Raw genomic sequence first — 13,992 nt, forward strand, 5'->3', positions numbered from 1 at the left:
GGGAGGTGGGCGGGCTTCCCCCGGCACCTGGGCATCCACTCCGGCGGCATGGTGATCTGCGACCGGCCGGTGATCGAGGTCTGCCCGGTGGAGTGGGGCCGGATGCCCGGCCGCAGCGTGCTCCAGTGGGACAAGGACGACTGCGCCGCCGTCGGCCTGGTCAAGTTCGACCTGCTCGGCCTCGGCATGCTGTCGGCGCTGCACCACGGCTACGACATGATCGGGATGAGCCTGGATCTCGGCGACATGACGCTTGACGACCCCGAGGTGTACGACATGCTCTGCCGGGCCGACTCGGTAGGGGTGTTCCAGGTGGAGAGCCGGGCGCAGATGGCCACCCTGCCCCGGCTGAAGCCCCGCGAGTTCTACGACCTGGTGGTCGAGGTGGCGCTGATCCGGCCCGGCCCGATCCAGGGCGGCTCGGTGCACCCGTACATCCGGCGCCGCAACGGGCAGGAGCCGGTGACCTACGCCCACCCGCTGATGCGCAACGCGCTGGAGAAGACCCTCGGTGTGCCGCTGTTCCAGGAGCAGTTGATGCAGCTCGCCATCGACCTGGCCGGCTTCGACGCGGCCGAGGCCGACCAGTTGCGCCGGGCGATGGGCGCCAAGCGGTCGGTGCAGCGGATGACGAAGATCGCCGACCGGCTCTACGCCGGCATGGCCGCGCGCGGCATCACCGGTGAGCTGGCCGACGACGTCTACCGCAAGCTGACCGCCTTCGCCAGCTACGGCTTCCCGGAGAGCCACGCGATGAGCTTCGCCTATCTGGTGTACGCCAGCTCCTGGCTCAAGCGCTACCATCCCGGACCGTTCCTGGCCGCGCTGCTCAGCGCCCAGCCGATGGGTTTCTACTCACCGCAGACACTTGTCGACGACGCCCGCCGGCACGGGGTGGAGGTACGCCGGCCGGACGTCAACGCCAGCGGCGCGAAACCGGTGCTGGAGTCCACCCCGGACACCCGGTGGGGCAGCCGGCCGGGGGAGCCGCCGCATGCCTGGGGGCTGGGTGGACCGGCCGTACGGCTCGGGCTGTCCAGTGTGCGTACCCTCGGCGAGGGTGTGGCCGAGCGGATCGAGGCCGACCGGGCGGCGCACGGGCCGTACCGTGACCTGCCGGATCTCGCCCGGCGGACCGGGCTGACCGCCGCGCAGCTGGAGGCGCTGGCCACCGCGGACGCCTTCGCCTGTTTCGGGCTGACCCGGCGGCAGGCGCTCTGGGCGGCCGGCGCGGCGGCGCAGGACCGACCGGATCGGCTGCCCGGCACGGTGACCGGCGCGACGGCCCCCACCCTGCCCGGGATGGCGGCTGTGGATCGGCTGGTCGCCGACGTGTGGGCCACCGGGCTCTCCCCGGAGAACCATCCGGCCCGGTTCGTCCGTCCGCAACTGGACGCGCTGGACGCGGTGCCGATCGACAGGTTGGGCCGGGTCGAGCCTGGTCGGCGGATTCGGGTCGGTGGGATCGTCACCCACCGGCAGCGTCCGGCGACGGCGGGCGGAGTCACCTTCCTCAACCTGGAGGACGAGACCGGCATGCTCAACGTCACCTGTTCACCGGGGCTGTGGCAGCGGTACCGGCGGGTGGCCCGCACCAGCGCGGCGCTCGTGGTGCGTGGCCGGTTGCAGCGGCACGAGGGGGTGGTCAACCTGGTCGCCGACCGGCTGGACGCGATCGAACCGCCGGTCAGCCCCGCCTCCCGTGACTTCCGCTGATCGTCGGGTGGGGGCCCCTGGCGGTTCGGACGGTTCTGACTAGGCTCGACCGGGTGGAACAGACCCTGCACCCGTCCGGTCCGCCGCTGACCCCTCGTACCGCCGTGGTCTGGTCGGTGCTCACCGCCGAGCTGGAGCGCCGGCCCGCCGTCGAGCTGACCGTGCTCGACGTGGGTGGTGGCACCGGCGGCTTCGCGGTGCCGCTGGCCCGGGCCGGGCACCGGGTCACCGTTGTCGACGCCAGCCCGGACGCGCTCGCCGCGCTCAGCCGCCGGGCCGCCGAGGCCGGGGTGGCCGAGCGGGTACGCGCGATCCAGGGCGACGGTGACGCGCTTACCGGGCTGGTCGAGCCGGCAAGCGTCGACCTGGTGCTCTGTCACGCGGTGCTGGAGGTCGTCGACGACCCGGCACCCGTGGTCTCCGCGCTGGCCGGTGCCCTGCGGCCGGGTGGCGCGGCGAGTGTGCTGGTCGCCGGGCGGGCTGCCGCGGTGCTCGGCCGGGCGATGAACGGTCACCTCGACGTGGCCGCGACCCTGGCCGCCGACGCCGAGGGCAGCGCCGGCCCCCGGGACACCCTGCGCCGGCGGTTCGACGCCGAGAGCGCCGCCGCGCTGCTCACCGCCGCCGGGCTAACCGTCGAGGAGATCCACGGCGTACGCGTCCTCGCCGACCTGCTTCCGGCGGCGGTGGCGGACGGCCAGCCGGCGGCCCTTGTCGAGTTGGAACGTACCCTCGCCGCCCGACCGCCCTGGCGGGACGTGGCCGCCCAACTGCACCTCTTCGCCCGCCGCCCGCGATGACCGACCAGCCCGCCGCGCATCCGCTGCCCACCGCGCATCCGCTGCCCGGCGCACATCCGCTGCCCGCCGCGCGGCAGCCGGTGTTAAAAGGGGGCCCCTCCTCTACACCAGGCGTTAACAGGGGGCCCCTCCTTACACCTGTGGCGCCGAACTATGGCAGTGGCGGGTTGGTTGACGTGTTGCCGAGCGTGCTTGCCGTGCTCGGTGTGCCCGGCGGTGCCGACCTGCTCGGGTTGGGCGCCGAACTGGCAGGCGTACGCCGGATCGCGGTGCTGCTGGTGGATGGGCTCGGCTGGCACCAGATCCCGACGGCGGCGCCGCACGCGCCCACTCTGGCCGGGCTGACCGCCACCACCGGGCGGCCACTGACCTGCGGCTTCCCCTCCACCACCCCGACCAGTCTGGTCACCCTGGGCACCGGGGCCGCGCCCGGCGCGCACGGCGTGCTCGGCTTCACCCTGCGGGTGCCGGGCACCGACCGGGTGCTCAACCACACCGAGTGGGCCGATGACCCGTCGCCGCTGCGCTGGCAGCCGGTCACCACCCAGCTGGAGCGGGCCCGGGCCGCCGGGGTGGCGGTGACAGTGGTCAGCCGGCCGGAGTTCGGCGGGACGGGGCTGACCCTGGCGGCGAATCGGGGCGGCGACTACCGGGGCGCGACAGGCATCGACGAGCTGGCCACGAGGATGCGCGCGGCACTTGTCGCCGGCACCGGCCCCACCCTGGTCTCCGGCTACCACCCGGACGTCGACCGGCACGGCCACCTCAGCGGCGTGGACTCGCTGCCCTGGCGGACGGCGGTGGCCGAGGTGGACATGCTGCTGAGCCGCCTGGTGGACGACCTGCCACCGGACGCGGCGCTGCTGGTCACCGCCGACCACGGGCAGCTGAACGTGCCGTCCGGGCACCGGTTCGACCTGGACACCGACCCTGCGCTGACCGCCGGGATCCGGGTCGTCGCGGGCGAGCCCCGGGTGCGCTACCTGCACGTCGCGCCGGGCGCCACCGCCGACGTGGTGGCCGCCTGGTCGGCGGTGCTGGGGGCGGCCGCCCGGGTGTTCACCCGCGACGAGGCGGTGGCGACCGGCTGGTTCGGGCCGGTGCCCGAGGAGCATCTGGGCCGGGTCGGTGACGTGGTGGTGGTCTGCAACGACACGTACGCGGTGCTGGCCAGCCGGTCGGAGAGCCCGGGGGTGTCCCGGCTGGTGGCGCTGCACGGGGCGGACACGGCGGCCGAGATGACCATTCCGCTGCTGGTGGTGCGGGGTTGACCGGCCGCGGTGTCGGTAGCGGGCGCTAACCTGCCCGGGTGGGCCGCAGCCAGTCGATTCCCCGGGGTGGTGATCCCCGGTTCGGGCCGGACGCCGACGACACCGGCTGCCCGATCCTGCACGTCGACATGGACGCCTTCTACGCCTCGGTGGAGGTGCGGCACCGGCCGGAGTTGCGGGGACGGGCCGTCGTGGTCGGCGGGGTCGGCCCGCGCGGGGTGGTCAGCTCCGCCAGCTACGAGGCCCGGCGGTACGGCGTACGCAGCGCGATGCCCACCATGCGGGCCCGGGCCCTCTGCCCGCACGCGATCTTCCTCCCGCCGGACTTCGCCCGCTACTCGGCCGCCTCGCGGGCGGTCATGCAGATCTTCCGGGACGTCACCCCGCTCGTCGAGCCGCTCTCACTGGACGAGGCGTTCCTCGACGTCGCCGGCGCCCGGCGGCTGTTCGGTCGACCCGCGGCGATAGCCCGTCGCATCCGCGAGCGGGTCGCGGCGGAGCAGGGGCTGACCTGCTCGGTGGGGGTCGGGCCGACCAAGTTCGTGGCCAAGCTCGGGTCGACCCGGGCCAAGCCCGACGGCCTGCTCGTGGTGCCGGCCGCCCAGGTGCTGGAGTTCCTCCATCCGCTGCCGGTCGCCGCCCTGTGGGGGGTGGGGGAGCGTTCCGAGCAGGCCCTGCTGCGGCTCGGCCTGCGCACGGTCGGTGACCTCGCGGCGGCACCGGTCGGCATGCTGCGTACCGCGCTGGGTGAGGCGGCCGCGGCGCACCTGCATGAGCTGGCCGCGGGGCGGGACCCGCGCCGGGTCAGCCCCGATCAGGCGGAGAAGTCGATGGGCGCGGAGGTCACCTTCGACGTGGATGTCGACGACCCGGACGAGATCCGTCGTACGCTGCTCGCCCTGGCCGAGAAGGTCGGCACCCGGCTGCGGGCCGCCGGGCAGGTGGGGCGGACGGTGTCGGTGAAGGTGCGGATGGCCGACTTCCGCACCGTCACCCGCGCCCGCACCCTCGATGTGCCCACCGATGTCGCCCGAGAGATATTCGACACGTCCTGGTCCCTCTTCACAGCTCTGCACCCCGGTGAGCGGATCCGCCTGCTCGGCGTCCGCACGGAGGGGCTCAGCGCGGCGCAGGAGACACCCCGGCAGCTCACCCTCGGCGCGCCGGAGCGCGGCTGGCGGGAGGCGGAGGCCGCAGCCGACGCCGCGGCTGCCCGTTTCGGGCGGTCCGTCATAGGACCGGCTAGTCTGCTCACCGGGCGCGATCCGCGTCAAAACGAAAATCCGACCCGGCCATAGGTCGTCCCGCTTTCCGACGCGCGAGGGCCCTCGTAGACTTGCGGGTAAGCAGCCGGTTGGCTGCCACGGTCTGTCGGTCCGACCGGACCGACCAACGTGACCGGGGAGGAGTGCCGTGCCGCTCTCGGAGCACGAGCAGCGGCTGTTCGAGCAGATCGAGCGGTCGCTTGCCGAGGACCCCAAATTCGCCTCGGCCGTGCGCGCCAGCGATCCGCGTTTCCACGCGCGGCGTCGCCTGCTCGTCGCTGCCGGTGTGATCGTCGTTGGCCTGGCGTTGTTGGTCTATGGCGCGGTGATCAAGACTCCGCCGCTGGCGGTGGCGGGATTCGTCGTCATGCTGGCCTCGGCCGCCTTTGCGGTGCAGTCGCATCGCCGGGCGCAGTCACCCGACCTGCACGTCGTCGGGGGCACGGCGAGTCGTCGCCGCTCCCGGGGCCGGTCCGGGCGACGGCCGGGGCTGATCGACCGGCTGGAGGACCGGTGGCGGCAGCGCCCGGAGGGCCACCGCTGACCGCGTTCCGTCGGTGCTGAGGCGGACTTCGCCTCCATAGCCCCTGCCTGCCTGCGCCGACCGCTGAGACGGCCGCGTCGGTTCCGGCAGAAACGACCTGGGCCGGCGGTGGGGATCTCCCACCGCCGGCCCGTTCGTCGTACCTTCCTCCCGGCGTGCCTCAGCGCCCGGCGCGCCTCAGCGCCCGGCGCGGTGGGCGATCAGCCGACGGGGGCTGAACCGCAGCAGCCGGTACCGTAGCCGTCCACCGGAGGCCACCAACCGGGCGGAAGTGTCCGCCACGGTGGCCCGCCACCGGTGCAGCACCGACGGCGGCAGCACGGTGGCCATCAGCCGGGTACGCCGGTTCGCCTGCCCGGCCAGCGCCGCACGCACCGTACTCAGGGCCGCCGGCAGAGGTTCGCCGGTCAACGGGTCCCGCGCGTAGCGGGCCCGCTCCTCGGCCCGGCCGAGCAGCCGGGCCGCCGTGGCGGCGTCGGTGTCGGCGTGCAACGGCTCCGTGGCCAGCCGGTCGGCGGTCGCCCGGGGCGTCTCCGTCTGGTCCACCCGGACCCGGTAGTCGACAAGGGTGTCGATCAGTTCGTCCCAGGCCGAGTGCGCGTCCGCCCGCGCCCGGTCCGGATCGGCACCGACCACCACGACCGGCTGGCCCGTGCCGGCGGCATCCGCCTCCGGAGCGCCCACCGTCCGCACCGCCGGTGCCGGTTGGCCCCGCCGCCGGCGCAGGGCGAGCCGACGCAACGCGGGAACGGCGAGCAGGGCGAGCAGCGCCAAGACGCCGGCGGCGGTCAGCCAGGGCCAGATCGGCGCAGACTGGGTAGGCGTGCCGTCGTTGGCGACGGCGGCCGGGTCGTTGCCCTCCTCGACCTGGTTTGATCCCCGGTCGTCCGGGCCGTTCGCGGTGTCGGTCTCGTCGGGCGTGTCTGCCGTGTCGGTCTGCGGCGTCGACTCCTCCGGAGCGTCGGTGTCCGGCGCCCAGGCCGAGCGGGTGGAGCCGGGCACGCCGTAGCTCGGGGTGGCGTCGAACGGCACCCAGCCCATCTGGTCGAAGTAGACCTCCGTCCAGGCGTGCAGGTTCCGGTTGGTCAGGGTGAAGGTGTCACCGGTGCGCCGGTTGCCGTTGGTGAAACCGAAGGCGACCCGGGCCGGGATGCCCGCGTCCCGGACCATCCAGGCCAGCGCCGCGGCGTACTGCTGGCAGAAGCCGGCCTTGTTCTCCAGGAAGTCGAGGATCTGCTCGCCGCTGGTGCCCTCCTCGGTGTTCAGCTGGTACGTGAAGCCGTTGTCCTCGGAGAAGTACTCGTAAAGGGCACGCACCTTGTCGTACTCGGTCCGCTTGCCCTCGGTCAGCTCCGCCACCAGCTCGCGAACCTGAGGCACGTCGGGGGTCACGGTCTGCTGCCGGCGTAGCGGCAGATCGGCCGGCAGCGGCTGCGCCGTACGCAACGCCTGCGGGGTGTACGTCGACCGTACGTAGTCGAAGGAGTACGTCCGACCCCGCGAGTTCTCCCGGTTGGAGAAGACGACCTGGAGGTTCGGGTCGTAGAACCAGCTGTTGCCGAGGTCGGCGAAGTCCACCGGCTCGGCGTAGACCGGCAGCAGTCGCATGTCCAGGTCGCGGCTCACCTCGATGGTGGCCTGGTGCCGGGTGCGTTCGATGCCGGGTCGTGACGGCCCCGGGTCGGGCAGGGCACCGGTGACCCGCTGACCGTTGGGTCCGCGTACCCGGAAGCCGTCCCCGCGCAGGTCGTCGGCGACCCCGAAGCGCAGGTAGAACGGCTCCTCCTCGGTGGTGGTGACCTTCACCAGGTCGGTCACCTGGGACTGGTTGAGTCGTCCGCTGAGCGCGGCGAAGAGGTCGACCCGACCCGGGGCGCCACCCAGCCCCGAACCGCCGAGGCCGGCACCCACGCCGGGGTTCAGGCTGGTCATCAGGCCGGCGGTCATCCCCGGCACGGCCAGCGGCACCAGCACGGCCAACGCGAGACCGACGACAGCCAACCGTCGTCCCGCGGCGGCCAGCGGCGACGCCTCCCAGACGTCGACGTCGCGGCCGTCGCCGGTGAACCGCCTGCCGAACCGGCGGACCCGGTCCACGTTGTCGGTGACCAGCAGCCAGAGGAAACCGGCGGCACCTATCGCGAACGGCAGCGGGGGCACGCTGTCCACGTAGACCGCCACCGGCACCGAGTAGATGGCCAGCATCGGCAACCCGGCCAGGGCGGGTCGGCGCAGCCCGACGCAGAGCACGTCCACCAGCACCGCCACCCCGCCCACGCCGAGCACCGTGACGAACAGCAGCGAATCGGTGTCCGGAACCTTGACGCTCAGCGTGCGCATGTCCTCGGCCGAGCCGGTGAGCAGATCGGCGAAGTTGCCGAAGGTGGCCGGGGTGGGCAGCACCGCCAGCAGTTCGTCGCCGCTGGGGAACAGCCAGGTCAGGGCGAGCGTGAGACCACCCAGCATGGCCAGCACCTGAGCCCAGACCGGGGTCCGGCCGAGCCGGGCCAGCGCCGCCGCGGCGGCCACCGCGGCCACCGCGATGACGGCCTGGATCAGCCACGTCCAGCGTTCGAAGATGGCCGACAGCGGCGCGGCGGCGAGCAGCGTCGCGGCGGCGGCCACCAGGCCCAGATTCCGATGGGCGATCATGAGGGGGACCTTCCGTTCATCGCACGGTGCCCGCCACCGTCTCGGCCATCGCCGCACGGAGGGCGAACCCCTGGGAGCCCCGGCCCGCCTGCGGCCAGAGGGCGGGCAGCCGGCCAGCGTGGTCGACGCCGATCACCCGCCAGCCGGACTGGAGCAGGGCCAGCGCCGCCGTGTCGTGCGCCTGGTCAGCCTCGGCGCGGGCGTGCGCCGGCAGGTTGAGCCAGGCGGAGCTGTCCAGCAGGAAACACACGCAGGTGGCGCCGTTGGCCCGCAACCCGGCGAGTAGTTCGGCCTCGGCGGTGCTCAGCGAGCCGAACAGGCCGATGATCAGACCGCCGTCGGCCCGCTGCCGGACGTGCTGGATCAGTGTGGTGATCTCGACGCGTTGGTCCAGCCGGACCTCGGCGAGGTGATCGAGCAGCAGCCCGTCGCCGGCGCCCTCACCAGCGTCGAGGTCGGCGCCGGAACCGGTCACCAGCCGCAGCTTGTAGCCGGCCTGGCGCAGGTGCGTGGCGATGCTGGCGGCGGCCGACACCGCCCACTCGAAGCTGGCCGTCGGGCCGTCACCCCGGTGGCCGTACGCCCGGGTGTCCAACAGGATCGTGGCCCGGCTCTCCCAGGGTTGCTCCTCGCGCCGCACCATCAGCTCGCCGGTACGTGCGGTGGACTTCCAGTGCACCCGGCGCAGGTCGTCGCCGCGCCGGTACTCGCGAGTCGCCGCGTCGTCCTCGCCGTGCACCGCGACCGACCGGGCCCGGCTCTCGCCGCTGCCGGCGTACTCGCCGGGGAGCCGGACCGACGGCAGCGGCACCACCTGCGGCACCACCGTCAGCCGGTCGGTGCCGGGAAAGGCGCGGGTGAGTTCGCAGAGCCCGAACGGGTCGGTCATCCGCACCACCAGCGGCCCCACCTCGTACCGGCCGCGGACCTCGGCCCGCACGGTGTACGCCACCGAACTGGCCTGGTGCGCGCCGAGCCGCTCCAGCACCACCCGGGGGCGGCTGCCCAGCGCGTACGGCAGCCGGTCCTCCAGCAGCAGGGTGCCGGTGGGCAGTCGGGACATGTTCTGCAACCGCAGCACCATCCGGGCGCTGGCCCCGACCGGCACCCGGTGCGGCTCCAGCGACCGGTGACAGGCCAGCTTGTAGCGGCTGCGCCCGACGTAGAGCGCGGCGAGCAGCGGCAGCACCGCCAGCAGCACCGCCACCCGCAGCAGATCCTTCTCGCCGAGGATGCCGGCGGAAACGGCCGCCGCCAACCCGGCGGCCAGGAAGGACCGGCCGCGGGTGGTCAGCCCGCGCAGCCCGTCACGCACGTCACGGCCTCCGCGGCTCGAACGGTGCCCGGCCGTTGCCGGTGGCCGGCGGCCGACTGTCGTACGGCGCGCGCTGGCGGTCGTGCGGCAGTGGCAGTCGGTGCACCAGGTCGGCGATGATCGCGTCGGTGGTACGCCTGGCGAGCTGGGCGTCGGCGGTCGGGATGAGCCGGTGCGCGAGCACCGGTACGGCCAGCACCTGGAGATCGTCCGGCAGCACGTAGTCGCGCCCGTCGAGGGCGGCCACCGCACGGGCGGTGCGCAGCATTTGCAGCGTGCACCGAGGGGACGCGCCCAACCGCAGGTCGGGCGACTCTCGGGTGGCGGTGACCAGGTCGATGGCGTACTGCTTGACCGCGTCGGCGACGTGCACCTGCCGGACGTGCCCGATCAGCCGGCGGACGGTCTCGGCGTCGGAGACCGGCCGCAGCGCCGGCAGCGGGTCCACCGCGCCGTGGCCGTCGAGCATGGCCAGCTCGGCGGTCGGGTCCGGGTACCCCATGGCGATCCGGGCGGTGAACCGGTCGCGCTGCGCCTCCGGCAGCGGGTACGTCCCCTCCATCTCGATCGGGTTCTGCGTCGCGATCACCATGAACGGGGTCTGCAGTTGGTAGGTCACCCCGTCGACGGTGACCTGCCGTTCCTCCATGCACTCCAGCAGCGCGGACTGGGTCTTCGGCGAGGCCCGGTTGATCTCGTCACCGACCACCAGGTTGGCGAAGACGGCACCGGGACGGAACTCGAAGTCGTGCGTCTCCTGGTTGTAGACGCTGACCCCGGTGACGTCGCTGGGCAGCAGGTCGGGGGTGAACTGGATCCGGCGCACCGAGCAGTCGATGGACCGGGCGAGGGCCTTGGCCAGTTTGGTCTTGCCTACTCCGGGTACGTCCTCGATGAGCAGGTGTCCCTCGGCGAGCAGGACGGCCAGGGCCAACCGCACGGTGGCGGTCTTACCCTCGATGACCTGTTCGATGTTGGCCACGATTGCGTCACTGGCGGCGCGGAACTCGTCGTGCGGTAGCAGTCCGCCAACTTCGTCCCAGGTCTGTTGTGTCACGGGCCTCCTCCTCGTCGCCGTCACGGCAGCTCTGAAAAGAGCACCTGGCCCCGCCGTTGGGTTCGCGACGTGCGAGCCTCGTCTGCCGCAGCAATCTCACTGGCCTCTCAGGCTAACCATGTTTGTCGCCAACGCCGACCGCCGCAGGTGTTTGAGCGGTTACGCAGCGATTTGTCAATCCCGGGACGCATGTTCACGGTGTTTCCGGGTAATGCCCGCTGACATCACGCCCCACTCTCCGTACGCGAAAAACCTCGGAAAGGTTCACGCCCGCGGTCCGCTCGTGGACGGCGCGCGGCGGCCGTGCCGGGGGTGGCGGTACACTGCCGACATGGCCGGAGTCTTCCTGCTTCTTATCGGGCCGTGCTGAGGCGCTGAAGGCGCGACAGCACGGCGGCCCCTCCTGCGTGAGGGGCTTTTTCGTGTCCGCCGCTGGCCGCTTGTCCGCCGCCGGTCGCGGCGGGCCGCCGAAGCAACGAGACACGGAACCAGCCAGCACGGACAGACTCCGCCGAGCGACGCGAGGAGAAGGCCATGACCGAGGCAGCCACCAGCGACACCCCACGCTTCCGCTACACCGCGACGCTGGCCGACGAGATCGAGCGCCGCTGGCAGGACGTCTGGGAACGGGAAGGCACCTTCCACGCGCCCAACCCGTCCGGTCCGCTGGCCGACCCGGCTCACCCGCGCTCCGGCGCCGAGAAGCTGTACGTGCTGGACATGTTCCCGTACCCGTCCGGCGCGGGCCTGCACGTGGGGCACCCACTGGGCTACATCGGCACCGACTGCTTCGCCCGCTACCAGCGGATGGCCGGGCGTAACGTGCTGCACGCGATGGGCTTCGACGCGTTCGGCCTGCCCGCCGAGCAGTACGCGGTGCAGACCGGCACCCACCCGCGGACCACCACCGAGGCCAACATCGAGCGGTACCGGGAGCAGCTGCGCCGGCTGGGGCTGGCCCACGACCAGCGGCGTTCGGTGGCCACCATCGACACCGACTTCTACCGCTGGACGCAGTGGATCTTCCTGCAGATCTTCAATTCCTGGTACGACCGCGAGGCCGGGCGGGCCCGCCCGATCAGTGAGCTGATCGCCGAGTTCGCTGCCGGCAGCCGGCCCACCCCCGACGGTCGCCCGTGGGCCGACCTGTCGGCGGCCGACCGTCGCCAGATCGTCGACGACCACCGCCTGGCGTACGTGTCGCAGGCGCCGGTGAACTGGTGCCCCGGGCTGGGCACGGTGCTGGCCAACGAGGAGGTCACCGCCGACGGCCGGTCCGAGCGGGGCAACTTCCCGGTCTTCAAGCGCAACCTGAAGCAGTGGATGATGCGGATCACCGCGTACGGTGACCGGCTGCTGGACGACCTGGACACGCTGGACTGGCCCGAGCCGATCAAGCTGATGCAGCGCAACTGGATCGGCCGCTCCACCGGCGCACACGTCGACTTCCCGACCAGTGCCGCGCCCGTGCGGGTGTTCACGACCCGACCGGACACCATCTTCGGCGCCACCTACATGGTGCTGGCCCCCGAACACGAGCTGGTCGACGCGCTGACGCCGGCCGCCTGGCCGGAGGGGACCAGGGACGCCTGGACCGGCGGGCACGCCAGCCCCCGGGCGGCCGTCGAGGCGTACCGCAAGGCGGCGGCGGCCAAGACCGACGTCGAGCGGCAGGCCGACACCAAGGAGAAGACCGGCGTCTTCGTCGGCGCGTACGCCACGAACCCGGTCACCGGCGCGCAGATCCCGATCTTCATCGCCGACTACGTGCTGGCCGGTTACGGCACCGGCGCGATCATGGCGGTGCCGGCCCAGGACGAGCGGGACTGGGACTTCGCCGAGCTGTTCGAGCTGCCGATCGTCCGCACCGTGGCGCCGCCGGAGGGCTTCGACGGCAAGGCGTACACCGGCGACGGCCCGGCCATCAACAGCGCCGCGCCCGAACGCGGCCTGGACCTGGACGGCCTGGGGGTGGCCGACGCCAAGGCCCGGATCATCGAGTGGCTGGAGGCCAACGGCGCCGGGCAGGGCGCGACCACCTACCGGCTGCGGGACTGGCTGTTCAGCCGGCAGCGCTACTGGGGCGAGCCGTTCCCGATCGTCTACGACGCCGACGGCACCGCCATCGCGCTGCCCGAGGAGATGCTGCCGGTCGAACTGCCCGAGGTGGACGACTTCTCCCCGCGCACCTTCGACCCGACCGACGCCGACAGCGACCCGGAGACGCCGCTGTCGCGCCGCCGGGACTGGGTCGAGGTGGAGCTGGACCTGGGTGACGGGCCGAAGCGCTACACCCGGGAGACCAACGTGATGCCGCAGTGGGCCGGCTCCTGCTGGTACGAGCTGCGCTACCTGGACCCGACCAACGGCGATCGGTTCGTCGACGCGGACACCGAACGGTACTGGATGGGACCGCGCGGCGAGGGCGACTGCGGCGGCGTGGACCTGTACGTCGGCGGGGCCGAGCACGCCGTGCTGCACCTGCTGTACGCCCGCTTCTGGCACAAGGTGCTGTACGACCTGGGGCACGTGTCCAGCTTCGAGCCGTTCCGCAAGCTGTTCAACCAGGGCTACATCCAGGCGTACGCGTACACCGACGCCCGGGGCGCGTACGTGCCGGCCGAAGAGGTCGTCGAACGTGACGGCGGCTTCTTCCTGGGCGACGTCCAGGTCAACCGCGAGTACGGCAAGATGGGCAAGTCCCTGAAGAACGTGGTCACCCCGGACGAGATGTGCGCCGCGTACGGCGCCGACACGTTCCGGGTGTACGAGATGTCGATGGGCCCGCTGGAGGTGTCCCGCCCGTGGGAGACCCGGGCGGTGGTCGGCTCGTACCGCTTCCTGCAACGGGTCTGGCGGGCCGTCGTCGACGAGCAGACCGGCGAGTCGCGGGTGGTCGACGAACCGGCCGACGAGGCGACCCGGCGGCTGCTGCACAAGGTGATCGACGGGGTCCGGGGCGACATGGCCGGGATCCGGTTCAACACCGCGATCGCCAAGCTGATCGAGCTGACCAACGCGGTGACCCGGCTGAACCGGACCCCCCGCGAGGTGGCCGAGCCGCTGGTGCTGATGCTGTCCCCGGTCGCCCCGCACATCGCCGAGGAATTGTGGCGGCGGCTGGGCCACGACAGCTCACTGACCTACGCCGACTTCCCGGTCGCCGACCCGGCCCTGCTGGTGGCCGAGACGGTCACCTACCCGGTGCAGGTCAACGGCAAGGTCCGCGGCCGCATCGAACTGCCCGCCGACGCGACCGAGGAGACCGTCCGCGCCCAGGCGCTGGCCGCAGTGGCCACCGTCCTGGCCGGCAAGGACCCCCGCAAGGTCATCGTCATCCCCGCCCGCATGGTCTCCATCGTCCTGTAACCC

General features: G+C 72.7%; 9 protein-coding genes. 6 read left to right on the top strand and 3 right to left on the bottom strand.

Annotated elements, in window-relative coordinates:
• The 5 genes from C1I93_RS21145 to C1I93_RS21165 all read left to right on the top strand — a co-directional run.
• On the top strand, nucleotides 1-1,716 hold a 1,716-nt coding region (locus C1I93_RS21145), incomplete at its 5' end, for a helix-hairpin-helix domain-containing protein (protein WP_258378316.1).
• Nucleotides 1,717-1,751: 35 nt separating this feature from the next.
• Nucleotides 1,752-2,516, top strand: a complete 765-nt coding sequence (locus C1I93_RS21150; protein ID WP_111245042.1) for a methyltransferase domain-containing protein — start codon at nucleotides 1,752-1,754, stop codon at nucleotides 2,514-2,516.
• Complete coding sequence (locus C1I93_RS21155; protein WP_111245043.1) at nucleotides 2,513-3,787, top strand: alkaline phosphatase family protein; 1,275 nt, start codon at nucleotides 2,513-2,515, stop codon at nucleotides 3,785-3,787. The genes C1I93_RS21150 and C1I93_RS21155 overlap by 4 nt, the downstream gene beginning before the upstream one ends.
• A 38-nt stretch (nucleotides 3,788-3,825) precedes the next feature.
• Entirely contained in the window at nucleotides 3,826-5,085 is a 1,260-nt protein-coding gene (locus C1I93_RS21160; protein ID WP_111245044.1) for a DNA polymerase IV, read from the top strand.
• A 115-nt stretch (nucleotides 5,086-5,200) separates the two neighbouring features.
• Nucleotides 5,201-5,596: an SCO2097 family morphological protein gene (locus tag C1I93_RS21165; RefSeq protein WP_111245045.1), complete on the top strand. Its 396-nt coding sequence runs from the start codon at nucleotides 5,201-5,203 to the stop codon at nucleotides 5,594-5,596.
• A 177-nt stretch (nucleotides 5,597-5,773) separates the two neighbouring features.
• On the opposite strand, the gene C1I93_RS21170 is transcribed toward C1I93_RS21165, so the two are convergent.
• Genes C1I93_RS21170 through C1I93_RS21180 form a run of 3 tightly spaced genes read right to left on the bottom strand, consistent with a single transcriptional unit; the run spans nucleotide 5,774 to nucleotide 10,620 of the window.
• Nucleotides 5,774-8,248, bottom strand: a complete 2,475-nt coding sequence (locus C1I93_RS21170) for a transglutaminase TgpA family protein (protein ID WP_111245046.1) — start codon at nucleotides 8,246-8,248, stop codon at nucleotides 5,774-5,776.
• Between the two features lie 16 nt (nucleotides 8,249-8,264).
• Nucleotides 8,265-9,563, bottom strand: a complete 1,299-nt coding sequence (locus C1I93_RS21175; protein ID WP_111245047.1) for a DUF58 domain-containing protein — start codon at nucleotides 9,561-9,563, stop codon at nucleotides 8,265-8,267.
• A gap of 1 nt (nucleotide 9,564) precedes the next feature.
• Nucleotides 9,565-10,620 carry an AAA family ATPase gene (locus C1I93_RS21180; protein WP_111245048.1) on the bottom strand — a complete coding sequence of 352 codons (1,056 nt, stop codon included), beginning with the start codon at nucleotides 10,618-10,620 and terminating at the stop codon, nucleotides 9,565-9,567.
• Between the two features lie 534 nt (nucleotides 10,621-11,154).
• On the opposite strand from C1I93_RS21180, the gene leuS reads away from it, so the two are divergent.
• The gene (gene leuS, locus C1I93_RS21185) at nucleotides 11,155-13,989 is read left to right on the top strand and encodes a leucine--tRNA ligase (RefSeq protein ID WP_111245049.1); all 2,835 of its coding nucleotides are present in this window, start codon (nucleotides 11,155-11,157) and stop codon (nucleotides 13,987-13,989) included.
• Nucleotides 13,990-13,992: the final 3 nt, after the last annotated feature.

Source organism: Micromonospora endophytica, assembly GCF_003236305.1.
GTDB classification, from domain to species: Bacteria; Actinomycetota; Actinomycetes; order Mycobacteriales; family Micromonosporaceae; genus Micromonospora; species Micromonospora endophytica.

Excerpts from the sequence above, each read along its gene's own strand:
- C1I93_RS21155 (WP_111245043.1), top strand. The coding sequence starts at position 2,513 with ATGACCGACCAGCCCGCCGCGCATCCGCTGCCCACCGCGCATCCGCTG.
- C1I93_RS21170 (WP_111245046.1), bottom strand. The coding sequence starts at position 8,248 with ATGATCGCCCATCGGAATCTGGGCCTGGTGGCCGCCGCCGCGACGCTG.
- leuS (WP_111245049.1), top strand. The coding sequence starts at position 11,155 with ATGACCGAGGCAGCCACCAGCGACACCCCACGCTTCCGCTACACCGCG.